The organism is Acinetobacter guerrae (genome assembly GCF_009372255.1).
GTDB lineage: Bacteria > Pseudomonadota > Gammaproteobacteria > Pseudomonadales > Moraxellaceae > Acinetobacter > Acinetobacter guerrae.
Map to the genome: position 1 here is coordinate 72,817 of NZ_LXGN01000056.1, position 22,955 is coordinate 95,771.

Here is a 22,955-nt window from a genome sequence, read left to right on the forward strand (position 1 = left end):
TTATAACACATTGAAAAAACGCCTGTTTTTAGAACAGGCGTTTTTTTATTATTCAACAGTAACCGATTTTGCCAAGTTTCTCGGCTGATCGACATCTGTTCCACGTAATACTGCAACGTGATAAGAAAGTAACTGCACAGGGACACTATAAATAATCGGTGCCAGCCATGCATTGACTTTGGGAATATAAACCACGTGTTGACGGTCTTTTTCCACAATCCCACTATTTTCATCGGCAAAGACAAAAAGCTCACCACCCCGTGCCTGAACTTCTTCCATATTGGATTTTAATTTATCCAGCATGTCATCATTTGGTGCCAAAATAACGACAGGCATTTCATTGTCAACCAGAGCCAATGGGCCATGTTTGAGTTCGCCTGCTGCATAACCTTCAGCATGAATATAAGAAATTTCTTTGAGCTTAAGCGCACCTTCCAAAGCGATTGGAAAATGAGTTCCACGTCCTAAAAATAAACAATGTTGTTTTTCAACAAAAAGTTCTGAAAGGCGTAAAATTTGATCATTTTGCTGCAATGTATCTAGCATAACTTTAGGGCAATGCCAAAGTTGTGTTGCAATCTCTGCAATTTGAGTATCAGAAATTTGTTGCTTCACCTGACCAATTTTCAAAATCAACAGCATTAAAGCGGCAAGCTGTGTAGTGAACGCTTTGGTTGAGGCAACGCCAATTTCAGGGCCAGCCAAAGTTAATAAGTGATGATCTGTTTCGCGTACCATTGAAGATGTTGCGACATTACAAATGCTTAAAGTCACGATATCTAGTGCATTGGTCTTGGCGCGTTTTTGAGTTTCACGCAAAGCTGCCAAAGTATCTGCCGTTTCACCTGACTGAGAAATACACACATATAAGGTATTGGCCACAATCACAGGTGAGCGATAACGGAATTCACTGGCAATTTCGATCTGACACGGAACCCCAATCAACTGCTCGAACCAGTATTTTGCAATCATGCCCGAATGGTAACTGGTACCACAGGCAATAATTTGAACGCTTTGAATTTTGCTGAAATCGATTTCTGCATTTTTCAGGAAATCTTCACGTAGCGCATTGTTATTTAACGCCTGAGAAATGGTTTGCTGAATCGCATCTGGCTGCTCGTAGATTTCTTTGAGCATATAATGCTTATATTCACCTTTAGAAGCATTACTCACCGCAGCATCTAGTTCTTTAATCGGACGCTCAATACGTTCACCATGCGCATAAATATCAATACTGTCACGGGTTAAACGAGCAATATCACCTTCTTCCAGATATACAAAACGGTTAGTCACGGGTAAAAGTGCTAATTGATCTGAGCTGATGAAGTTTTCACCAATTCCGACACCGATCACCAGTGGTGAACCTTCGCGTACTGTGATTAATTCATCTGGGTGTTGGGTATGTACAATCCCAAGTGCATAGGCGCCTTTAAGTTTTGGCACCACTTGACGTACTGCATCGAGCAAACTATCCGTATGTTTTAGGGCATCATTGACCAGATGTGCAACAACTTCAGTATCGGTTTGTGATGTGAACACATAACCCTCTGCCTGAAGTTGATCTTTAAGTTCCTGATAGTTTTCAATAATACCGTTATGGACTACAGCGACATTGCCAGACACATGGGGATGAGCATTATTTTCAGTCGGTTTACCATGTGTTGCCCAACGGGTATGGGCAATCCCTAGAGAACCTGTCAAATGATGTTCATTCACTGCTTCTGCCAAATTGGCAACTTTACCCACACGACGTTCGCGAAGAATTTGTTGGTTATTTACCAATGCAACGCCCGCAGAGTCATAACCACGGTATTCAAGGCGTTTTAAGCCTTCAATTAAAATATCGGTAATACTACGTTCAGCAACGCCGCCGACAATACCACACATAGGTTAATCCTCTTATTTCTTCAACTTTTGGGGACGTTGATAGTTTGATTTTTCAAATTGTTCGGCACGTTCAAAGGCCAATGTATTTTCTGCGACATTGCGGGTAATGACTGAGCCTGCACCCACTGTTGCGCCATTGCCAATCGTGATCGGAGCGACCAATGAACTATTTGAGCCAATAAACGCAGCATCGCCGATTACGGTTTTATGCTTGTTGGCACCATCATAATTACAGGTAATTGTTCCTGCACCAATATTGGAACCCTCACCAACTTCGGCATCACCCAGATAGGTAAAATGGTTGGCTTTGGAACCTAAACCGATACGGGTGTTTTTAACTTCCACAAAGTTACCAATATGTACTTCGTTGGCCAATACTGCACCCGGACGTAAACGCGCAAAAGGTCCAATGAGGGTGTTTTCACCAACAATGGCATTTTCAAACACGCTATACGGCTGAACTTTTGTGCCTGCGGCGATAGAGGTATTTTTGAGAATACATCCAGCTCCAATTTCAACACCGTTACCGAGTTCGCATTCACCTTCAATAATCACATTGATATCAATGCGAACATCCTGACCGACTTTAAGTGAACCACGCAAATCAAAACGAGCAGGATCACTCAAGGTAACACCTTGTTGCATCAATTCAATGGCTTTTTGCTGTTGAAATTCGCGTTCCAAAGCCGACAGTTGCAGGCGATCATTTACACCTTCAACTTCATAGGCAAGTTGGGGTTGAATAGAAGCAATTTCAAGACCATCTGCAACTGCCATTGCCACAATATCAGTCAGGTAATATTCACCTTGAGCATTCTGATTGGAAAGTTTAGGCAGCCATTCATGTAGTTTTTGATTGTTGACACAGTAAATTCCTGTGTTGATTTCCTGAATTTTACGCTGTTCTTCGCTAGCATCTTTATGTTCTACAATCGCCTGAATCAGATTGTTTTGGCGAACAATACGACCATAACCTGTTGGGTTTTCGACATTTAAGGTGATCATCCCAATACCAGAAGGCGTAGAAGCTTCGAGCAGTTGTTCGAGTGTCTGCTCTCGTACCAATGGCACATCGCCATATAGAATGAGTGAAATACCGTCTTTAGGTAAAACTGACAAGGTCATTTGTACGGCATGCCCTGTGCCAAGTTGCTCGGCTTGTTCAACCCATTGAATTTTTTCTTGTGCAAATTGTTGTTGTACCAGATCACCGCCGTGACCATAAATTGTAATAATATTACTGGCGTTGAGTTTCTTTGCAGTGCGAATGACATGACCCAATAAAGGTTGTCCAGCAAGGGGTTGTAATACTTTTGGAAGTTGGGAGCGCATCCGCGTTCCTTTACCTGCTGCAAGAATAATAACGGTCGTTGACATGAATAACCTACTTAACGGCTTAGACCAAACAATAAATAAATGAAGATACAGAGCGCAGCCCAGATTCCTGCGATAATATCGTCAAGCATGATACCAAAACCACCCTCTACGCGTCGATCAATCACGCGAATTGGCCATGGTTTCCAGACATCAAACAGTCGAAATAGCAGAAAGCTGATGAGTGCCCATTGTATATTCATTAGATTAAAAAAGATTAAAGGCAAAACAGTAATGGATTGACCTGCAAATTCATCCCAAACAATACGTCCATCATCATGTACGCCCATCAAATCTGCAGTTTTACCGCAAATATAGATTCCAACCAGACTCATGATAATAATCACAAGCAGGGATGGATAAAAACCGAGAGATACCCAAATCGGAATAAATAACAATGCAAACGCTGAACCGAATGTTCCTGGAGCTTTCGGCAGTAGTCCTGAGCCAAAACCAACACCACAAAAGGTGATGAAACGGTCTGACCAGCGCATACTCTGAAAAGAAATGGGGATTTTAGGCAAAATGTTGATATCCATGAAACTGAACAGGATGGTCTTGACCATTATGCTCAAATATTAATTTTGTGTCCTGTGTAATCAGGCCAATCATTGTAATCTTGACATTTAATTGTTGTTGCAAAAGTTTTTCGTAATTTTGCGGGCTTATTGTAAAACAAAGTTCATAATCATCGCCACCCGCCAACGCATATTGCCATTTTTGTTGATCTGGCAGTATTTGCAGCGCAGGGTCAAGAGGCAGTTGATCGAGAAAGATCTTAGCGCCCACATTGGATGCCTTAAGAATGTGACCTAAATCCTGTGCCAAGCCATCTGAAACATCGATCATGCTAGAGGCTAATCCCTTAAGGGTTTGACCGAGTTCACAGCGTGGGGTTGGATAGTCTAATCTGGATTGTAAGGCTTCACCTAAATGTTGCAAACCGTAGGCAGCATCGCCAACCTGCCCACTCACCACAATATAATCGCCTGCCTGAGCGCCTGAGCGACAAATCGCCTGACCTGATTCAATATAACCGAGTGCTGTGACGGTAATGGTGAGGTGTGGACTTTGGGTGGTATCTCCACCAATCAGTGCGACATCAAATCGATCGCAACAATCGAAAAGTCCCTGACTAAAGCCTTGTAGCCAGTCATGGTCGATGTTGGGTAGACTCAATGCTAATAAAATACTATGAGGTATTGCACCCATAGCCGCAATGTCAGACAAATTCACAGCCACACTTTTCCATCCAATTGCATGGGGGGAGGTTTCAAGTGGAAAATGTCGACCTGCAACCAGTGTATCGGTACAAATCACCAATTGTTGATTGGTAGGAGGGGTCAAAATAGCTGAGTCATCACCGATGCCAATATCGTCCTGTTGTTTAAAAGGACGAGTAAAGTATTGATCGATAATTGAAAACTCAGCCATGACTTAAAAGCTGCTTATTGAGCTTGCTGTTTTTCTGCTTCACGTAGTGTGGAAGCTAAACGATCTAATACACCATTGATGTATTTATGGCTGTCTGCACCACCAAAATGTTTAGCTAACTCAATGGCTTCATCCAGTACCACACGGTAAGGAATTTCCATATGATCGCGCAGTTCATATGCACCTAAACGTAAAGTTGCCAACTCGACACCATCCAGTGCTTTAAGCTCACGGTCAAGTACAGGAATTAGCAAGGTATCCAGATGGTCATGATCTGCAATGACTTGGGTTAGCAATTCATGATAATAGCCAAGATCAACCTTATGCATGGCATTTTCGGCACGAGTACGCGCTTCAATTTCATGTACAGGATTGTGGCTCATTTGCCATTCATAAATACCTTGTACCGCAAAACGACGTGCTTTACGTTTTGCCGCATATACGGCTTGAAGTGTTTGAGACATGCCTTAGATTGCCTTTAACAAATTAACCATTTCAATTGCAGTCAATGCAGCTTCTGAGCCTTTATTGCCTGCTTTTGTACCAGAGCGTTCAATCGCCTGTTCAATGCTATCTGTGGTCAGTACGCCATTGATGACAGGAAGTGTGCTTTCAAGTGCAACTACGCCCAAGCCTTTGGCACATTCACCAGCGACAAAATCAAAATGCGGTGTGCTGCCACGAATCACTGCGCCAAGTGCAATGATGGCATCAAATTTATCTGATGCTGCTAATTTTTTCGCGACAATTGGAAGTTCCCATGCACCTGGTGCATAAGCTACAGTGATATTGTCTTCACTCACGCCATGACGTTTTAAGGTGTCAATTGCACCTTCAAGCAAATGCTCAACCACAAAGCTGTTAAAACGACCCACTAAAATCGCGTAACGGCCTTCGCTCGCGAGATGTAATAAACCTTCAATTCGGCGAATTGCCATAATAACCTCGATTAATTTTCTATCGTTTGATCAGCAGAAATATATTCTACCACTTCTAAATTAAAGCCTGACAGTGCATTAAAGCGTAAAGGCGAGCTAAGGAGCTTCATTTTCTCTACACCCAAATCACGTAAAATCTGTGCGCCGACACCAATGGTCTGATATTGGTGTGACAGTGCTGCATTGGACTTTACTGGTTTTGGCTTATTCATGCTTTCAAGCGCTGGCCCTAAATCCTGTAAATGATCCTGCCCAATCCAGACCAAAACTCCACGTTCAGCCGCAGCGATGGTGCTGAGTGCACGATCTAAATTCCATGCAGGTTCGCCATCTTGTTTATTGATTTTGAGTAAATCACGGACTGGATTAAAACCATGGACACGAACAGTCGTCACGCCATCTTTAGGTTCACCTTTCACCAACGCCAGATGAATATCGGGATTGCCAATTTCACGATAACGATACAGTTCAAATGAACCATACTCGGTTTCAATGGTTTGTTGTCCCAAACGTTCAACGGTTTGTTCATTGGTCATGCGGTAATGAATAAGGTCAGCAATGGTTCCAATCTTTAAACCATGTTTTTCGGCAAAAACTTCTAAATCTGGACGACGTGCCATCGTGCCATCTTCATTAATGATTTCACAAATGACAGAAGCAGGTTCCAAACCAGCAAGGCGCGTCAGGTCACAGCCTGCTTCGGTGTGTCCCGCACGGTGTAGTACTCCACCTGGTTGTGCCATCAGTGGAAAAATATGACCTGGCTGCACAATATCTGCTGGTTTGGCATGTGCTGCGACTGCGGCATGAATCGTATGCGCACGTTCAGCCGCAGAGATTCCTGTGGTAATACCTTCAGCAGCTTCGATCGACAGGGTAAAATTCGTCGCGTGTTGTGCGCCGTTTTGATCGACCATTAGCGGTAAATTAAGCTGTTGGCAACGTTCGCGACTTAAGGTTAAACATACCAGACCACGGGCATGGGTAATCATAAAGTTGATATCTTCTGGACGCACGTGTGTAGCGGCAATGACTAAATCACCTTCATTTTCGCGATCTTCATCATCCATTAAGATGACCATTTTGCCAGCACGGATGTCCGCGACCAGTTCTTCAACATTACTTAACGGCATGAGCCTTCACCTTTTGATGATGTCCAAAAGACAGTTACGTTCACAATGTGCTGCATAGTCTACCGTGTTTTGGGCAGATTTGCCTATGCTTCTCTGATTTAGTTCTTGAGTTCTCTTTATACACATAAGTGAATTCACTTGAAAAGTACTGTAATTCTTAAATGCTGAAATTTTGTTTGCTTTCTAGACAAAGGCTTTGCGTATATTAAGATAAAATATAAATTCAATCACTTAAGGTAAATCAAATCGGTCTAAATATAAAAACTCCCCAGAAAGGGGAGTTTCAGAGTTTTTGATTTTATCGTTCTGATTGTGGGTCTGTCTGATTTTCAATTGAAGTTTTGGCTTTTTTCCCCATCAAAATTTCAGTGCGAATATGTTGGGCAAGCTCTGCGCATTCTGTATTCATGCCATTTTGCATAAAGGCGTGACGCGTTAAAACATTGGCTGGATTTGGCATCGCGACAAGTTGATAGCATTCACTAATCGCTTTGAGTTGTTCATTATTTAAATGTAAAGCTGACTCTTTGGCATGTAAATGACTGGTGAGGCGTTGTGCTGCTTGTACAGCATCCAGTTGCATCGCAGCCACCGCAGTGGAAACCGCAGAGCGAGTTTGTAAGGCAAAACGTTTATCTTCACGATAGCGTTTATATAGAACATCTGACAATAACTGAAATACTGCGCCAATCATCAGTAAACAATCAATCGCATTCACTTCCTGATCTGAAATAGTTAAATTTGCGCCATTTGCATCAAACTCATTTATAACATTGATACTGGACGGGCTGAGTTGATAATGTTTAGTACACAGTTCAATGCTTTTATTTAGAAAGATTTGGCACAGTTTAAAATAAGGCAAAGAAACGGATTGGTTGACACTATTTAACAATTGTTTAGGGTCATAGAACTGAATGTTCAGTGCTAGAGTATGATCGGTCTGATCCTGATTGATTGATTCTATAATGGGTGCGGCTTTGGGTTTAGGCTGTTGTTTTGCCTGTGAAACGAGTGTCACGGTGTTTTGCTTTTCAAGCTCAAGTGCTTGAGTAAGCTGTTGAATTTCATGTTTCAGGCGTGATTCGTTATTAATACGTGCCAAATATTCACTGCGGCTTGGGCGGGCAATCGCACGGTAAGCGAGCCACAATAAGCCATGAATCAGAAATGACACCAAAATCGCCAACCATTGGGTTCTTAAAATTTCACCAATACTTGGCTGAATCAGGGTAATTTCAATACTGCCGACTTTCTTTTCATTTTGCAGCGCATCACGAACAAAAACTTCACCTTGGCGGGTTTGTGACATGCCACTGGTCGCTAAAACCTGTTTGTTGGCATCTAAAATCCGAATCGAGGCAACGCTAGGATTAGTTGCGTAGCGATTTGCCAGAAGTGCCAAAGAAACCGTGTTGGCTGGTTCTAGCTCGGTTAAACTGTCCGTCACCAGTTGACTGGTCATGAGTTGACCTTGACTGGCACGGTTTTCATTGAGCTGATGCGTCGTTGCAATCACCAGTAAAAAGGTATGCAAAGCAAAACTTACGATTAATAGGCTAGCAAATAGCCCCTGTCTAGGTGCGTTCAACGTAAACTTCCAAGGCAAATAGATTCAAATTCGATTATCATTCTAACAATAGTTGCAGCTCAGACCCGAGTCAATTCATGCGAGAAATCATTCTTATCTCTTTTTTAGGACCTGATCAACCGAATCAGTTTACCCGATTAATGCAGGTTTTATCTGTACATTCATTGCAAATACTGGACGTAGGACAAGCGGTAATCCATAACCAATTGACCCTCGGTATTGTTGTGGCATCTGATGATGAAACCGCAACCGCACTTGCGATGAAGGAAATCCTGATTTTAGCACATGATATTGGTTTGACTGTGCGCTTTAAACCGATTTCAAGTGCAGAATACGATCAATGGGTAAGCGAAGGTGGACGTACCCGTTATATTGTGACGGCTCTGGCACCAGAACTTACCGCTTCACATTTGCAGGCAGTCACAAAAATTGTATCTGCTCAAGGTTTTAATATCGAAACGGTGACACGCTTGTCAGGTCGTTTAGCACTTGATGTAGAAAGCAATGCACCACGCCGCGCCTGTGTGCAGTTTGGTTTAAGTGGACAAATGCTAGATGCACAAGCGATGCGCGCCGCTTGTTTAAGCTTGTCGGGTGAACTCAGTATCGATGTTGCGGTTCAAGAGGACAATGCCTATCGTCGTAACCGCCGTCTAGTTTGTTTTGATATGGATTCGACCCTTATTGAACAGGAAGTGATTGATGAGCTGGCTTTAGAGGCAGGTGTTGGTGAGCAGGTCGCTGAAATTACCGAACGTGCCATGCAGGGTGAACTTGATTTTCAACAAAGTTTTCGCGCACGTGTGGCCTTACTGAAAGGTTTAGATGCCTCAGTTTTACCTAAAATTGCGGAACGACTTACCATTACAGAAGGAGCAGAGCGTCTGATTTCAACGCTCAAGTCACTGGGGTATAAAACAGCCATTCTATCTGGCGGGTTTCAATATTTTGCCGAATATCTACAGCAAAAATTGGGTATCGATGAAGTACATGCCAATATTCTGGATGTACAGGATGGGCGAGTTACAGGTGAAGTGAAAGGTGCGATTGTAGATGGTGCACGTAAAGCAGAGCTTTTGACGCAACTAGCAGATAAAATGGGAATTTCACTAGAGCAGGCAATGGCTGTTGGTGACGGAGCCAATGATTTACCCATGCTGTCGATTGCAGGATTAGGCGTTGCATTTCGTGCTAAACCACTGGTGCGTCAAAATGCCAATCAAGCCATTTCGAGTGTAGGTTTAGATGGGGTGCTATATTTACTTGGAATGCACGATAAAGATTTAAACCGCGCTTAAACTGATTATTCTTCTTAAAAGACGCTGCCTATAAATGTGGCGTTTTTTTATGAATATTCCATCTGGAATCAAGTGCTTTTGTACCGTTTATCGGCTGTTAAATTTTGAAATAACTCTACATAAAAATTTTTAGAAAGCATCAAATTTTGGGGAGATTTTTTTGTAATGACACGCGAGCGATGACATGCTCAGGCACTTCGTGTTTTTTTTAAGTATTCAAAATGTAATGACAAAATAATGTTGCGACAACATGTGTCGTATAAGAAAAAAACAGGTCTTTTTTTCTTTATAAAACTCTCCATAATGCATCTAACACGTTAAAACAGATATTTTTCGTCGACACACATCTGTGTTGATTTGATTACGGTTTCGGGGATGAACTCAAGGTCATTATGGCCCAGAGAATGATCTTAGACGGAGGTTTAGTATGGTAACAGCGAATTTCGCCACACTGTCAGGGTTTGGTTTGATTGCACTTGCACTTGCTGTTGTTTTCTTTTCACCTTACCGTCGCTGGCTTGGTTTTATGTTGGCAGGCATGTTTTTTTGGGGACTTTTGGAAGTCGTCCGTTATGGCGTACAAACACTTTTTGAGATGCCTGTCACCTATAGTTATTTAACCGCTTTAAGTCTGGCGATGGTTGCTGTTACCTTGGTGTTGTTAAGAGAAGACCGTTTGGCGCAAAAAGCATTAGCAAATCGGCAATATATTGAGCATACACCAGTCTATGAGGATGATCAGCAACAATGCTCTAGTCGCTAAAATAGACTAAAAGATAGAATTAGAAAGCGTAGGTTATCCTGCGCTTTTTACGTTTTTATAATTTTTTGTAATACAAAGCTTTTATTTAAGTACTTACATTTATGCTAGGATGATCGCCTTTAGTTCCATAAGAATACGAATAGGCTTGAATTGTCATGAAACTTTCTGCTCTACCTGTTGTAAAGTTACCATTGGTTGATGTCAGCACAGATCCATTGGATTTGCTGGTTGTAGGTTTGGCTTTACGTATGAAGCAATTGGCACGTACCAGTCCCAAATTTATTGAAATGACACATGATCGTGCGTTTCGTATCCAGATTGGAACAGATTTAGGCTTTGCAAGACAGATTATTGTCAATCATGGTCAAATTGAAACAGTTGCAGGTCATCCAGAGCAGGCTGATTTTATTTTGCAATTTGCGGATAGCGAACAAGCAGTAAAAACCTTGATGAAAGGTGATCCGACTGCATTTATGACTGGTATGCAAAACGGCAGTATTAAAATGGAAGGTGATTTTGGCTTACTGGTTTGGTTTAATCAGGCGGCGAAATTGATCCCGCCAAAGCTTCCAAAACCAGTTAAAGAAAAGATTAAGCAAGCACGTTTGTTTATTAAGCAAAAAACAGGTAATTAGTAAGATCGCCCTTGCAAGAAAATCCTCACACAATGAAGTGAGGATTTTTTTATTCCACTTCCAGTTGAAAAGTCACGGGTCCGTCATTGACTAAATGCACTTTCATATCTGCCGCAAAAATACCTGTTTGTACTGTGGGGAATTGACGTTGCGCGTAGATAACGAGTTGCTCATATAATTCTTTAGCCTCGTTTGGCGGCATGGCAGGACCAAAATCAGGACGTAGCCCCTTTTGAGTTTGTGCCATTAAGGTAAATTGGGAAACGAGAAGTAGCCCGCCTTGAGCTTGAGCAAGATTCCAGCCCATTTTGCCATTTTCATCATCAAAAATGCGATATTTCAAAATTTTATCAATTAGTTTTTGACCTTTTTCCAGTGTATCTTCACGCCCTAGTCCTAAAAAAACCAATAGACCCTTTTGGATTTCACCAGTGGTTTGTTGATCGACCACAACTTTGGCTTGTAAAACTCGTTGTATGAGTGCGCGCATAATCATCATCATTGACTTAAAACGCGGTGATTTTAACAGAAATTATTTTTTCTAAACAAAATTCATGTTCCACTAAAGTGCCAGTGCTTTATACAAATCCTTGCGATTTTAAAGACTAAAATATGCTTTAATACAATAAGCTTATTCTAAAACTGACACGTCTATGTCACCTATTATTCATTCATTGTTGGATACAGATTTATATAAATTCACCATGTTGCAGGTGGTGTTACACAAATTTCCGCAAACACATAGCGTCTACCATTTTCGCTGCCGTAATCTGGAAGATACGGTTTATCCTTTAACAGACATTTTGCCCGAATTGAATGAGCAGTTAGATCATTTATGCACTTTGAAATTTAAGGATGATGAACTGCAATATTTGCGTCATTTTCGTTTCATCAAAAGTGACTTTGTCGATTATCTGGAATTATTTCAGCTTAAACGTCGCTTTATTAAAACAGGCGTAGATGAAGAAGGTCGGTTGGACATCTGGGTCGAAGGCCCAATGGTTCAAGCCATGATGTTTGAAATCTTTGTTTTGGCGATTGTGAATGAACTCTATTTTCGTCGTATTAGAAGCGATGATGTACTGGTGGAAGGCGAACGTCGTTTACAGGCTAAACTTCAGTTAATGCAGCAATATGCGGCACAACAACACCCAAGTGATCCACCCTTTTTGGTTTCAGACTTCGGTACTCGTCGTCGTTATAGTTTTGAATGGCAAAAGCATATCGTTGAAGAACTACATCATGCTGCTCCTGATATTTTTCGTGGAACCAGTAATGTATTGCTTGCCAAAGAGCTTGGAATTAGTCCAATTGGAACCATGGCACACGAATTTTTACAGGCTTTTCAAGCATTGGACGTTCGTTTGCGCGACTTTCAGAAAGCAGCACTGGAAATGTGGGTACAGGAATATCGTGGTGACTTGGGGATTGCATTGACGGATGTTGTGGGAATGGATGCTTTCTTGCGTGATTTTGATTTGTATTTTGCCAAGCTGTTTGATGGCTTACGCCATGATAGTGGCGATCCTTATGAATGGGGCGATAAGGCTTATGAACATTATCGTCTTCTCAAAATAGATACCAAAACCAAGATGTTGACCTTTAGTGATGGGTTAAATCTGGAAAAGGCATGGGAATTGCATCAATACTTTAAAGATCGTTTTAAAGTGAGTTTCGGTATTGGAACTAACCTGACCAATGACATGGGACAAACACCACTGAATATTGTGTTAAAACTGGTGGAATGTAATGGTCAATCTGTAGCAAAAATCTCGGATAGTCCAGGTAAAACCATGACCGATAACGATACATTCTTGGCTTATCTGCGTCAGGTTTTTGAAATTCCTGAAGAAGCTGAATGATTTTTTTAGCTGATTTTCTGCTAATCATTGGTAAAAAATCAGCAAAATCGTGAAAATGCTTATGTTAAGATCGACTTACCTATTAATGCAACGCGATGATTTGCAATGACGGCATCTGAATTTGGCTTTGGCTTACTGATAGAAGCAGAAGATTTAGTTCCTTATCTGGGACATGAATATTTGCGAATCGTCGATTTGAGTCGTAACTCGGTCTATGAACAACTTCATATTCCCCATGCGATTCAGCTTAAACCAAAGCAATTGGTTGCACAGCATGACGAGGCAACGGGTGTTTTACCATCTATAGAGCAACTTCAGCAACTCATAGAATATTTAAATATCTCACCTGAACATCATGTCGTCGTGTATGACGATGAAGGTGGGGCATGGGCGGGACGTTTGATCTGGAACTTGCATTGTCTGGGTTTTACTCGAACCAGTTTGCTCAATGGTGGGATTCATGCATGGCTCGGTGCAGGTTTTCCGACAACGTCAGAAATTGAAAAAATAGACGCAGTTCGGAATCTGGTACACATCGATTTATCGCGCGTTGCTCAATATAAAATTGATTATGAAGAGTTAAAACAGCAGGTCGAGTCGGAAAATATCCAGTTATGGGACTGTCGAACCACAGATGAGTACACTGGATTACGTTTGGCTGCACGTCGCGGAGGTCACATTCCTGCCGCCATTCATTTTGAATGGAGTACTGCCCTTGATCGCCAAAATCATCTAAAATTGCATCCGCTTGAACGCACGCGAGCCCGATTGGAACACTTAGGTTTTCAGTTTGATCAACCCGTAGTGGTATATTGCCAATCGCATCACCGTTCAGGACTGGCTTATATTGTCGGTCGTTTATTGGAATGGCCAATTCGCGCTTATGATGGGGCGTGGAGTGAATGGGGCAATCGCCTCGATAGTCCGATTATTACTGGAGAGAATCCGCTTTGAGTTTTGTATCACGATTAAAAAAAGACTTATTTATTAAAGCTCAATCCCTTGTTCCTCAGCATCAGCTTAGCCGTGTGGTGGGTAAAGTGGCTGCCAGTGAAAATGTGGTCGTTAGAACCGCAGTGATTCAGGCATTTAAGGCAAAATACGGCATTGATCTTTCGATTGCTCAGCAGGGTGATGCCTTAAAATACAAATCCTTTAATGAATTTTTTACGCGTGCCTTAAAAGATGGGGTGCGTGTGGTTGATGCTTCTTCGGATAGTGTTGTTTCTCCTGCGGATGGCGCAATTTCCCAGATTGGAACCATTCAGGATGGCGATATTTTTCAAGCCAAAGGTCAAAGCTTTTCAGTCGAAAAATTAATTGGCGATCCGCAATTGGCAGAGCCTTTTAAAAATGGTCAATTTGCCACAGTGTATTTATCACCACGTGATTATCATCGGGTACATATGCCATTTTCAGGAACATTGACCGAGACGTTATATATTCCTGGCGAATTATTTTCAGTCAATCAGGTCACAGCTGAAAATATTCCAGGTTTATTTGCCCGTAATGAACGTATGGTCTGTTTATTTGACACTGAACTGGGTCGTATGGCAGTGGTTTTAGTCGGTGCCATGATTGTTGCTGGTATTGAAACGGTGGCAACGGGTAAAGTCAAACCGACTGGGCGTTTAGAGTTAGAGCAACACCAGATGAAGCTTGAAAAAGGTGCAGAGTTGGGACGTTTTTATTTAGGATCAACGGCTGTCGTATTATTTGAAAAAGATAAAATCGCATGGGAAAAGCAGTTTAAAGCCAATTCTGTCGTGGTAATGGGTGAAAAACTAGGGCATTCGGTTTAATCTCAAAATATTTTGTACAAAAAAGCCGATTTGAAAAAATCGGCTTTTTAATGATGAATGATTTCAGTCTAATAAATCTTTAGTTAAAACTATTTTCCATTTGGTGTTTCTGGTTCAAATTGATAAGCATCTTCAACCAAAGGATCACGTTTTGCATCTGTGTGGATCAGTCGATCCCATTTTTCAGCCATTTGTTTTTTGGCATCTGCTTCAATCTCTTTGGGTGCCAAATTACGATAGGTTTTTTGCTCTTCGGTTACAACCTTAACAATAATCTCAGATACCTGTTCTGGATCGTATTGTTTATGCGGAAAAGCAAGTTTGCTATAGTCAAATACTGTATTGGCTTGATCTTCGGGGTACCAATGTTTCCATGTCTCGAACATACGGTCATTAAATCCAGTTAAGATTGGGCCAGGATTCACAGTGGCAATTTTGACATTGTATTCATGTAATTCTTTATTTAGAGCTTCTGCAAAAGCCTCAATAGCATGTTTAGAAGCAGAATATGCACCTGTAAATGGATCGGTGGTCAAGCCAGCGACAGAAGAAATAAAAATAATCTTTCCTGATTTGCGCTCAACAAACTGCTTTGCAAATTTCTGAGTAAGCAAAATTGTCCCAAAAACATTTACCTCAAACTGTTCACGCAATCGGTATTCTGGAATATCAACAACAGCACCACCTTCTGAAATTCCTGCATTATTGAGTAAAATGTCAATTTCGAAACTAGAAATAAACTCACGGTCAATATCATTGGTGATATCCAGTTTTTCAAACTGTATATTTAACCCTTGTTGTTTAGCTTCTTCTTTTAAGGTCTGAATCTGTGCAACTGCTTCAACTGTTGCGATCACCTCATAACCAATTTTTGCTAATTTAAAAGCAACTGATTTGCCAAAACCTGAACCTGCGCCTGTGATTAATATCTTTTTACTCATATGTTTAGACCTTTTAAATAGATTTTTCTTTGGTTTGATTAAAATGATCTGCAATTGCCTGAGCAATGCTTTGATCTTGCTCGGCTGTACCGCCACTGACACCGACAGCACCCACGACTTGCTCATTCAAAAAGAGTGGAACACCACCTGCAAAAACAATCACTCTTTGATTTAAAGTTTGGTTTAAGCCATAAAGTTCACCTTTGGGTTCACTTGGTTCTTTTAATTCGTGCGTCGGCTTTTGAAATAATGCACTGGTATAAGCTTTATTAATACTATGCTCGATGCTAGGGAGTTGAGCCTGATCCATACGAACATGTGCGAGAAGATAGCCATAAGCATCCGCAATTGCGATATTAGATGGAGATTGAAGCTCTTTTGCTTTAGATATGCCGATATCCAGTAATTGCTGTGCAATATCCAGATTCACCGTTTTAATCGTATTCATATGGACTTTGCGATTTGTTTTATTAAGTTGGAGTTTTAATATAAAAAAGAATTGGCAGTTGTTATGTAGTGCCTTTCAGGTACATTCTTATTTGTTTAAATGTTTTTGGTGTTGATGCGTTAAGTTCATTGTAATCTTGTTTTTTTGGCTAAATTTAGACCATTTGATACAAGCGTTCTTTAGGGAAAACAGCTTTAAATAAAGAGCCATCATTTTCTTTAGATACTACATCCAGATAAGCACCATGTTGCATCAAGACATGTTTAACAATCGCAAGTCCGAGACCTGTTCCGCCTGTGGCACGGCTTCGTGCACTATCTACACGATAAAAACGTTCGGTTAAACGTGGTAAATGTTTGGGATCGATACCGATACCATTGTCCTGAACCGTAAAATAACCATGTTCACCATCATCATGCCAACCAATGGTAATGATGCCGCCTTTGGGGGTATATTTGATGGCATTGGTAATCAGATTACTAAACGCACTGGCAATTTCCATATCTGAACCAATCAAATCACAGTGACTATCGATATCCAGATTGAGCGTATGCCCATAATCGGCATTATAAGCCTGTGCATCATCAAAAAGCTGATTCATTAAACTTGGCATCTCAATAATCTGGTTTTTGGCAATTTTTTTGTTATTTTCCAGATTTGAAAGCAAGAGTAAATCATTGACTAACGCATTCATACGTTTGGTCTGCGATTGCATTTGGTCAAATGCACGTTTCCAACGCGGATTCAAATCTTCCTGATCTGTAAAAGTTTCAATATACCCACTGAGGACGGTTAGTGGAGTGCGTAGCTCATGTGAAATATTATCCACAAAGTCTTTACGCATTTGTTCCAGATTATGCATGCGCGTCACATCGTAAGCGACCAAAAGTACACTATCACCACCAAAGGGCGTGAGTTTAATTTGTACATAATGATCGTCTAGTATCGAGGATTTGAGCTTGATACCATCTGGCGCCTGATCAATATGATTAAAGTATTCAATAAAACTGGGCTGTCTTAAAATCCCTAACACATTGGTTCCGCGATCTAACAGACTGATGCCAAGTAAATGCTGCGCCGCAGGGTTACACCATTCGATTTGTTGTAAATCATCAATCAAAACGACAGCTTCATTCAAAGCAACCAGTGAAGATTGGGCACGATCGATAAGCCCCACCATTTCTGCCTGAACTACGCGTTCCTGCCGTTGGGCACGATAAACGTTAAACAATAAAGCTCCCCAAATACCATTGAGGTTAGGTGGGGTGTCGTAGGGACGATTGGAAATCCATTCGTTGACGATGTACAGCGAACGTAGTTGCAGCACAAAGAAGATGAAAAATGCGGTGAGAATACAAATACCTAAATGGTCGAGACCAAATCCCACAAAAGCTGCAATAATCAGCAAAAAAGCCAGCACTCTTAAATCTTGCTTGGCAAAAGTCCATAAACTACTGTAACGAAAACGTTTATGTTCACGGGCAAGATCTGGAACGGGATAAGGTTCGTACATAGAGGGTATTTTAACCTACTGCTAAATCCGCACGTGTTGAAAAACGATAGCCTGTACCACGTACTGTTTGTACAAATCGATCTGCGCCAAAAGGTTCTAATACTTTACGTAAACGACGAATGTGCACATCAATGGTACGATCTTCAATATAAACATTACCGCCCCAAACCTGATCGAGTAATTGCGCACGGGTATAGGCACGTTCAGGATGCGTCATGAAAAAGGCCAATAAACGGTACTCAGTCGGTCCCATCTCTAGAATATTACTTCCAAAACTCACGCGCTGGCTTACAGGATCTAGAATAAGTCCATTGGCGTCAATGGCTTTTTCACCATTTAAAGCATTTGCACGACGTAATACGGCCTTAATCCGCGAGACCAATTCACGTGTCGAAAAAGGTTTGGTCATATAATCGTCTGCACCCGCATCTAGACCTTGTACTTTATGGTCTTCTTCACCACGGGCAGTCAGCATAATGACAGGAATCTCAGATAATGTCTCATCGCGTTTTAAACGACGACATAAATCAACTCCGCTGACACCACCTGGTAACATCCAGTCCAGTAAAATCAGGGCAGGACGTTGATCGACAATCATTTGGTGTGCTTGTTTGGCATCTTCGGCCTGTAAACATTGAAAGCCTGCCATATCCAGTGAGGTATGAATCATTTCACGGATGGGAAGTTCGTCATCGACGATTAAAATATAGTCATCTTTCACAACGCAATTACCCTATTTAGTTTATTGAACGGCGTACCGTTTTATTTATGACAGGCTTATTACAAAGATTAATTATGACAGTATCATTGCAAAATTCATCAGGACGTGTTTTTTTAGCATGAATTGTGACAAAAAATTGCATGTATGATGATCAATTCATGAAAAAAGTTAATTTTTCACAATCAAGATGAGCATTCAATTTATTTTTCTTTCTCGGAAAATGTTTGTACAAGCGATAAAAATACGGTGCGACAAGCAAATAGGACATCTTCCTGAGACTGTTTAAACCCACCCATTACCCAACGAATCGCAATTTGAGTGACATAGCCATTAAGTCCTGTCGCGATTAAAGAAACTTCCTGTTCTGAGCGTTGTAAATGCGGCATCATCAACATTACAAAGGCTTGTATCATACGGTCAAAGCGCAGCATGGTTTCTTGAATAGTAGCCTGATTATGTAACTCTTGAACCAACATTGCATCAATATAAATAATACGGGCTAAACGTGGATCATCTTTTAATGTGCGTAATAATGAGCCCAGACCAGCATCAATCATTTTGGCTGGATCAGGTGCAGCCTGCATGACGCCCTGCATCACATTTTGTTGTAAGGTTTCAATGAGTTTTAAGAAAATGGTTTGAAATAAATCCTCACTTTTTTTAAATGATTCATAAAAATAACGTTCGGTCAGCTTGGCTTCATTGCAGACATCTTTTACAGTGACCGAAAAAAATCCCTGTGTTCCATAGGTTTCTATCCCTGCTTCAATGAGTTTTTCACGACGTGCATGCTTACGTTCAGTCAAAGACAAGCCTTTAAATTGACGTTCTTTATTGACTGTTTTTTTGTTCTGTTTCGCATTTAAATCAGATTCTTGTATGGTCATTGATATCCGCTGTCCTCATTGGCTATGCAGAGTGTAGCAAGTTTTACCCAAAATAACCGCGTCAGTCATTTGTTTGAGTATTTACTCTAGATCAGGTAGATTATATTGACAATATGTATTGTCAAAAATATAGTGATTGAATCAGGTACATCGGCATGGGTTTGTGTACGCGTATTTAAGGAAAAGGTCAGGCATGAAGAATTTTAAAAATAAAGTTGCTGCAGTGACAGGTGCAGGTTCAGGTATCGGGCAGCAACTTGCTATTTTATTGGCAAAACAAGGTTGTCATTTGTCACTGAGTGATATTAATCAACAAGGTTTAGCAGCAACTGAAGACCTGCTTAAATCTTATAATATTCGTGTCACCACGCAAAAACTGGATGTATCAGACCGTAATGCTGTAAAGGCATGGGCTGAAAAAACAGTCCAAGATCATGGTTTTGTTAATATGATTTTTAACAATGCAGGCGTGGCGTTAGGTTCGACTGTTGATGGTGCGAGCTATGAAGATCTGGAATGGATCGTGAATATTAACTTCTGGGGCGTCGTTTACGGTACTAAAGAATTTTTACCGTTTATCAAGCAAACTAAAGAAGGTCACATCGTCAATATTTCAAGTCTATTTGGTTTGATTTCACAACCTACTCAATCTGCTTATAATGCGACCAAATTTGCGGTACGTGGCTTTACTGAGTCTTTGCGTCAAGAGCTTGATATGCAAAATTGTGGTGTAAGCGCATTGTGTGTACATCCTGGTGGAATTCGTACCAATATTGCCAATTCAGCAAAAATGGATGATAGCCTGAAGACACTAGGTATGAACCCTGAAAAATCGATCAAAGCATTTAATAAATTATTGCGTTGCCCACCTGAAGAAGCGGCTCGCCAGATTTTAGAGGCAGTTTGTAAAGATAAACGTCGTTTGTTGATTGGCAATGATGCAAAAGTGTTGGATCTTATACAGCGTTTTCTACCGACAGGTTATCAGCGTGTCAGTGAGTTTGGCACTAAACTGACCAAAAAACTGTAATACAAATACACTTAAAAGCCCACTAAAAATAAAGTGGGCTTTTTTATACCATTAAATGAGCGCTTTAATGGCTTTTTTCTTCCAGAAAAATTGATAATAGCTTGCCTGTAAGATACATAGGCTGACAAAAGCCAATGCATAGGCATACCAGATTCCTTTGAGCCCCCAAATCGTACTAAACCAATAGGCACATGGCACTTCAATACATAAAATTGCGGCAATATTAATTAGCATAGGCATGGTTACTGTGCCACTAGCGCGCATAATCGAGGCGAAAATAGCACTGGCGCCAAAAAATAAAATTGACCACAACACAATAAATAAGAGCTGTTGTCCGAGTTGAACCACACTGTCATCTGTAATAAATAACGCCATTAGATATTTTGAAAATAAATAGGCCAAAATGACCAATGTTCCAGTAATGATGATATTCATCCACAGCGCTGTACGAGTAACACGAGCCAATAAATCTGATTTACCCATCCCAATCGCCTGCGCACCAAAAATAGACGCGGCAATCGCAATTGAAAGGGCTGGAAACTGAATATAGTTCAAGACCTGATTTACCGCGCCATAGGCAGCCGTTGCATGTGCGCCAAAGCGATTGACCAAGCCCACCACCACCAGTCCAGCCACCGAGGTTGTCACCATTTGAATGCCAGTGGGAATACCCAACCGCAAAATCAGACGAGTTAACTCGGCATCATAACGAATATGCTTGAGCAAGGCTAAATCAGGCCTAAGCGGATGATTTTTTTTATTTAAGTAAATAATTAAAAATAAAATAACCAATGCATTACCTGAAATTGTCGCAATGGCAGGCGCAATAATTCCGAGTTTAGGAAAGCCAAAATAGCCTGCAATCAGCACAGGCGTAATCACCAAACCAATTAAACTGGTTAAAGACAACGCAACCAAGGGTGTAATACTATCGCCCACTCCACGTAAAATAGAGGTGTAAATGATATATACAAATAATAAGGGGCTACCTGCCAACATCCATCGTGCATAAGGTAAAGAGAGATGCAAAACGTTAGGATCTGTTCCTAAAGCCAATAAAATATGTGGGGCAAAAAAAGCACCTAAAGCCGCGATAATACAACCGCCAATTATGGTCATAAATAGGGTGGAACCCACTACACTGCGTACTTTTTCAATATTCTGCGCACCCCATGCTTGACCCACTAACACCGTAGAACCCGCAGATAATCCAATCACAAATGCCATCAAGCAAAACAGAATAGGAAAAAAAACAGCAACGGCAGCAATCGCATTGACACCCATCATTTGCCCAACAAATACGGTATTAATCGTACCTGATAGATTTTGCAGGATATTGGTGGCAATCAACGGCAATAAAAATACCAGAAAGGTTTTCCAGAGTTTTTGTTGTTGAATCAGTGGGCGGTGAGGGGGCATTCATTCTCCATGAATTTGCAAGTGTTATTGTGATGGATTTCCCTGACTGACAAAATAACACGTTGCTTTAAAAAAATTGTTATTTTACGCAAAGACTTACTTAGTAGGCATAACAGATATTAACAAGCATTCAGTAAATGTACTGCGCGTTGTAGGGTTTGTTCTGTTTTGGCAAAACAGAAACGGATTAAACGTAAATCGGAAGGTGGTTGTTTATAAAATACAGAGAGTGGAATAGCGACAATACCTTTTTCTTCAGCCAGAAAATAGCACATTTCAATATCATTTAAATCTGGACGAATTGCGGTGTAATCGACCGTTTGGAAATAAGTGCCCTGACACGGCGTGAATTGAAAGCGAGACTGTTTTAAGCCTAAATTAAACGCATCACGTTTAGTTTGATAAAAGTCTGCCAGTCCAACAATATGTTCTGGGTGTTGCTGCATATATTGGGTGAGGGCAATTTGCGCAGGCGTGTTGCCACAGAAATTGGCGTATTGATAAATCTGTCGAAATAGCTGCATGAGGGGCGCAGCAGCAACACAATAACCTGTTTTCCAGCCTGTCACATGAAAAGTTTTACCAAATGAACCCACCACAAAACTACGCTCGCGTAATTCAGGAAAATGTAATGCACTCCAATGCCTAGCGCCATCAAATACTAAATGTTCGTACACTTCATCTGATAGCACGAGTAAATCATGTTTTTCGACCAGTTTGATTAACTGTTGCCAGTCCTGATGTGACCAGATTGTACCCGTTGGATTATGTGGTGTATTGACGATAATCATACGGGTACGTGAGCTAATATGCGCTGCAACTTTGTCCCAATTCACATTAAACTCAGGGGCATCTAACGCAATATGTACAGGCACACCGCCTGCAACCCGTACCGCAGGATCATAACTGTCGTAACTTGGGTCAAAAATAATGACTTCATCGCCCGTATCAATGGTGGCTTGAATCGCTGCAAATAAACCAATAGTCGCGCCAGGTGTTATGGTGATCTCGGTTAAAGGATCAAGCGCAACCTGATCACGTTGTTGAAATTGTATGGCAACTTGTTGGCGTAACGGTAAATAGCCATCCCCTGCGGCATATTGATTATGTCCATTTCTGGTGGCTTCACATAACGCTTCAATCAAATCAGGCGGTGCAGCAAAATCTGGAAAACCCTGAGAAAGATTCAGGGCATTTAAACGTTGAGCCAACGCAGACATGGTACTGAAAATGGTCACACCTTGATCAGGTAATTTGGATGACAGTTGCATGGCTCAAACGC

Annotated in this window: 23 protein-coding genes; 7 read left to right on the forward strand and 16 right to left on the reverse strand. The window is 41.2% G+C overall.

Annotated elements, in window-relative coordinates:
• Window positions 1-48: 48 nt before the first annotated feature.
• From glmS to A7A69_RS13740, 8 genes are all read right to left on the reverse strand, one after another.
• Window positions 49-1,887, reverse strand: a complete 1,839-nt coding sequence (gene glmS, locus A7A69_RS13705; protein ID WP_152878125.1) for a glutamine--fructose-6-phosphate transaminase (isomerizing) — start codon at window positions 1,885-1,887, stop codon at window positions 49-51.
• Window positions 1,888-1,899: 12 nt separating this feature from the next.
• Window positions 1,900-3,264, reverse strand: a complete 1,365-nt coding sequence (gene glmU, locus A7A69_RS13710; protein ID WP_152878127.1) for a bifunctional UDP-N-acetylglucosamine diphosphorylase/glucosamine-1-phosphate N-acetyltransferase GlmU — start codon at window positions 3,262-3,264, stop codon at window positions 1,900-1,902.
• 11 nt (window positions 3,265-3,275) lie between these two features.
• Window positions 3,276-3,800, reverse strand: a complete 525-nt coding sequence (locus A7A69_RS13715; RefSeq protein WP_152878129.1) for a phosphatidylglycerophosphatase A family protein — start codon at window positions 3,798-3,800, stop codon at window positions 3,276-3,278.
• Entirely contained in the window at window positions 3,778-4,695 is a 918-nt protein-coding gene (thiL, locus tag A7A69_RS13720) for a thiamine-phosphate kinase (RefSeq protein WP_152878131.1), read from the reverse strand. Before thiL ends, A7A69_RS13715 begins: the two co-directional genes overlap by 23 nt.
• 14 nt (window positions 4,696-4,709) lie before the next feature.
• Window positions 4,710-5,159, reverse strand: coding sequence for a transcription antitermination factor NusB (gene nusB / locus A7A69_RS13725; protein WP_152878133.1), 450 nt, complete (start codon window positions 5,157-5,159; stop codon window positions 4,710-4,712).
• A gap of 3 nt (window positions 5,160-5,162) precedes the next feature.
• Window positions 5,163-5,633, reverse strand: coding sequence for a 6,7-dimethyl-8-ribityllumazine synthase (ribH, locus tag A7A69_RS13730; protein WP_004986034.1), 471 nt, complete (start codon window positions 5,631-5,633; stop codon window positions 5,163-5,165).
• Window positions 5,634-5,644: 11 nt separating this feature from the next.
• Window positions 5,645-6,766 carry a bifunctional 3,4-dihydroxy-2-butanone-4-phosphate synthase/GTP cyclohydrolase II gene (ribBA, locus tag A7A69_RS13735; RefSeq protein WP_120369894.1) on the reverse strand — a complete coding sequence of 374 codons (1,122 nt, stop codon included), beginning with the start codon at window positions 6,764-6,766 and terminating at the stop codon, window positions 5,645-5,647.
• Between the two features lie 298 nt (window positions 6,767-7,064).
• The gene (locus tag A7A69_RS13740) at window positions 7,065-8,372 is read right to left on the reverse strand and encodes a hypothetical protein (RefSeq protein WP_120369893.1); all 1,308 of its coding nucleotides are present in this window, start codon (window positions 8,370-8,372) and stop codon (window positions 7,065-7,067) included.
• Between the two features lie 59 nt (window positions 8,373-8,431).
• Here A7A69_RS13740 and serB point away from each other — a divergent pair, with 59 nt between their 5' ends.
• The 3 genes from serB (at window position 8,432) to A7A69_RS13755 (ending at window position 11,050) form a co-directional block, all read left to right on the forward strand.
• Window positions 8,432-9,652, forward strand: coding sequence for a phosphoserine phosphatase SerB (gene serB / locus A7A69_RS13745; RefSeq protein WP_152878135.1), 1,221 nt, complete (start codon window positions 8,432-8,434; stop codon window positions 9,650-9,652).
• A 427-nt stretch (window positions 9,653-10,079) separates the two neighbouring features.
• Window positions 10,080-10,415, forward strand: a complete 336-nt coding sequence (aciT, locus tag A7A69_RS13750; RefSeq protein WP_004995642.1) for a ciprofloxacin tolerance protein AciT — start codon at window positions 10,080-10,082, stop codon at window positions 10,413-10,415.
• A gap of 155 nt (window positions 10,416-10,570) precedes the next feature.
• Entirely contained in the window at window positions 10,571-11,050 is a 480-nt protein-coding gene (locus tag A7A69_RS13755) for an SCP-2 sterol transfer family protein (RefSeq protein WP_152878137.1), read from the forward strand.
• A gap of 49 nt (window positions 11,051-11,099) precedes the next feature.
• Here the strand turns inward: A7A69_RS13755 and dtd are convergent, their stop codons facing one another.
• The gene (gene dtd / locus A7A69_RS13760; protein ID WP_152878139.1) at window positions 11,100-11,540 is read right to left on the reverse strand and encodes a D-aminoacyl-tRNA deacylase; all 441 of its coding nucleotides are present in this window, start codon (window positions 11,538-11,540) and stop codon (window positions 11,100-11,102) included.
• A gap of 163 nt (window positions 11,541-11,703) precedes the next feature.
• On the opposite strand from dtd, the gene pncB reads away from it, so the two are divergent.
• The 3 genes from pncB (at window position 11,704) to asd (ending at window position 14,714) form a co-directional block, all read left to right on the forward strand.
• Window positions 11,704-12,912 carry a nicotinate phosphoribosyltransferase gene (pncB, locus tag A7A69_RS13765; RefSeq protein ID WP_151979805.1) on the forward strand — a complete coding sequence of 403 codons (1,209 nt, stop codon included), beginning with the start codon at window positions 11,704-11,706 and terminating at the stop codon, window positions 12,910-12,912.
• Window positions 12,913-13,017: 105 nt separating this feature from the next.
• Window positions 13,018-13,866 carry a sulfurtransferase gene (locus A7A69_RS13770; RefSeq protein ID WP_152878141.1) on the forward strand — a complete coding sequence of 283 codons (849 nt, stop codon included), beginning with the start codon at window positions 13,018-13,020 and terminating at the stop codon, window positions 13,864-13,866.
• Window positions 13,863-14,714 carry an archaetidylserine decarboxylase gene (asd, locus tag A7A69_RS13775; RefSeq protein ID WP_152878143.1) on the forward strand — a complete coding sequence of 284 codons (852 nt, stop codon included), beginning with the start codon at window positions 13,863-13,865 and terminating at the stop codon, window positions 14,712-14,714. The genes A7A69_RS13770 and asd overlap by 4 nt, the downstream gene beginning before the upstream one ends.
• 89 nt (window positions 14,715-14,803) lie before the next feature.
• Here the strand turns inward: asd and A7A69_RS13780 are convergent, their stop codons facing one another.
• The 5 genes from A7A69_RS13780 to A7A69_RS13800 form a co-directional block, all read right to left on the reverse strand.
• Window positions 14,804-15,655, reverse strand: coding sequence for an SDR family oxidoreductase (locus A7A69_RS13780; RefSeq protein WP_152878145.1), 852 nt, complete (start codon window positions 15,653-15,655; stop codon window positions 14,804-14,806).
• 13 nt (window positions 15,656-15,668) lie between these two features.
• Window positions 15,669-16,103, reverse strand: coding sequence for a GlcG/HbpS family heme-binding protein (locus A7A69_RS13785; protein WP_152878147.1), 435 nt, complete (start codon window positions 16,101-16,103; stop codon window positions 15,669-15,671).
• Window positions 16,104-16,257: 154 nt separating this feature from the next.
• Window positions 16,258-17,616: a phosphate regulon sensor histidine kinase PhoR gene (phoR, locus tag A7A69_RS13790; RefSeq protein WP_151979812.1), complete on the reverse strand. Its 1,359-nt coding sequence runs from the start codon at window positions 17,614-17,616 to the stop codon at window positions 16,258-16,260.
• Window positions 17,617-17,626: 10 nt separating this feature from the next.
• The gene (gene phoB, locus A7A69_RS13795) at window positions 17,627-18,337 is read right to left on the reverse strand and encodes a phosphate regulon transcriptional regulator PhoB (protein ID WP_120369883.1); all 711 of its coding nucleotides are present in this window, start codon (window positions 18,335-18,337) and stop codon (window positions 17,627-17,629) included.
• 200 nt (window positions 18,338-18,537) lie between these two features.
• A complete protein-coding gene (locus A7A69_RS13800) occupies window positions 18,538-19,224 on the reverse strand; it encodes a TetR/AcrR family transcriptional regulator (RefSeq protein ID WP_152878149.1) in 687 nt (228 codons plus the stop codon).
• Between the two features lie 193 nt (window positions 19,225-19,417).
• On the opposite strand from A7A69_RS13800, the gene A7A69_RS13805 reads away from it, so the two are divergent.
• Entirely contained in the window at window positions 19,418-20,254 is an 837-nt protein-coding gene (locus tag A7A69_RS13805) for an SDR family NAD(P)-dependent oxidoreductase (RefSeq protein ID WP_152878151.1), read from the forward strand.
• Between the two features lie 51 nt (window positions 20,255-20,305).
• Here the strand turns inward: A7A69_RS13805 and A7A69_RS13810 are convergent, their stop codons facing one another.
• Window positions 20,306-21,673 carry an MATE family efflux transporter gene (locus A7A69_RS13810; protein WP_151979818.1) on the reverse strand — a complete coding sequence of 456 codons (1,368 nt, stop codon included), beginning with the start codon at window positions 21,671-21,673 and terminating at the stop codon, window positions 20,306-20,308.
• A 119-nt stretch (window positions 21,674-21,792) separates the two neighbouring features.
• Window positions 21,793-22,944 carry a methionine aminotransferase gene (locus A7A69_RS13815; RefSeq protein WP_152878153.1) on the reverse strand — a complete coding sequence of 384 codons (1,152 nt, stop codon included), beginning with the start codon at window positions 22,942-22,944 and terminating at the stop codon, window positions 21,793-21,795.
• Between the last annotated feature and the right edge of the window lie 11 nt (window positions 22,945-22,955).

Excerpts from the sequence above, each read along its gene's own strand:
- glmS (WP_152878125.1), bottom strand. The coding sequence starts at position 1,887 with ATGTGTGGTATTGTCGGCGGCGTTGCTGAACGTAGTATTACCGATATT.
- glmU (WP_152878127.1), bottom strand. The coding sequence starts at position 3,264 with ATGTCAACGACCGTTATTATTCTTGCAGCAGGTAAAGGAACGCGGATG.
- A7A69_RS13715 (WP_152878129.1), bottom strand. The coding sequence starts at position 3,800 with ATGGATATCAACATTTTGCCTAAAATCCCCATTTCTTTTCAGAGTATG.
- thiL (WP_152878131.1), bottom strand. The coding sequence starts at position 4,695 with ATGGCTGAGTTTTCAATTATCGATCAATACTTTACTCGTCCTTTTAAA.
- nusB (WP_152878133.1), bottom strand. The coding sequence starts at position 5,159 with ATGTCTCAAACACTTCAAGCCGTATATGCGGCAAAACGTAAAGCACGT.
- ribH (WP_004986034.1), bottom strand. The coding sequence starts at position 5,633 with ATGGCAATTCGCCGAATTGAAGGTTTATTACATCTCGCGAGCGAAGGC.
- ribBA (WP_120369894.1), bottom strand. The coding sequence starts at position 6,766 with ATGCCGTTAAGTAATGTTGAAGAACTGGTCGCGGACATCCGTGCTGGC.
- serB (WP_152878135.1), top strand. The coding sequence starts at position 8,432 with ATGCGAGAAATCATTCTTATCTCTTTTTTAGGACCTGATCAACCGAAT.
- aciT (WP_004995642.1), top strand. The coding sequence starts at position 10,080 with ATGGTAACAGCGAATTTCGCCACACTGTCAGGGTTTGGTTTGATTGCA.
- A7A69_RS13755 (WP_152878137.1), top strand. The coding sequence starts at position 10,571 with ATGAAACTTTCTGCTCTACCTGTTGTAAAGTTACCATTGGTTGATGTC.
- dtd (WP_152878139.1), bottom strand. The coding sequence starts at position 11,540 with ATGCGCGCACTCATACAACGAGTTTTACAAGCCAAAGTTGTGGTCGAT.
- pncB (WP_151979805.1), top strand. The coding sequence starts at position 11,704 with ATGTCACCTATTATTCATTCATTGTTGGATACAGATTTATATAAATTC.
- A7A69_RS13770 (WP_152878141.1), top strand. The coding sequence starts at position 13,018 with ATGACGGCATCTGAATTTGGCTTTGGCTTACTGATAGAAGCAGAAGAT.
- A7A69_RS13780 (WP_152878145.1), bottom strand. The coding sequence starts at position 15,655 with ATGAGTAAAAAGATATTAATCACAGGCGCAGGTTCAGGTTTTGGCAAA.
- A7A69_RS13785 (WP_152878147.1), bottom strand. The coding sequence starts at position 16,103 with ATGAATACGATTAAAACGGTGAATCTGGATATTGCACAGCAATTACTG.
- phoR (WP_151979812.1), bottom strand. The coding sequence starts at position 17,616 with ATGTACGAACCTTATCCCGTTCCAGATCTTGCCCGTGAACATAAACGT.
- A7A69_RS13800 (WP_152878149.1), bottom strand. The coding sequence starts at position 19,224 with ATGACCATACAAGAATCTGATTTAAATGCGAAACAGAACAAAAAAACA.
- A7A69_RS13805 (WP_152878151.1), top strand. The coding sequence starts at position 19,418 with ATGAAGAATTTTAAAAATAAAGTTGCTGCAGTGACAGGTGCAGGTTCA.
- A7A69_RS13810 (WP_151979818.1), bottom strand. The coding sequence starts at position 21,673 with ATGCCCCCTCACCGCCCACTGATTCAACAACAAAAACTCTGGAAAACC.
- A7A69_RS13815 (WP_152878153.1), bottom strand. The coding sequence starts at position 22,944 with ATGCAACTGTCATCCAAATTACCTGATCAAGGTGTGACCATTTTCAGT.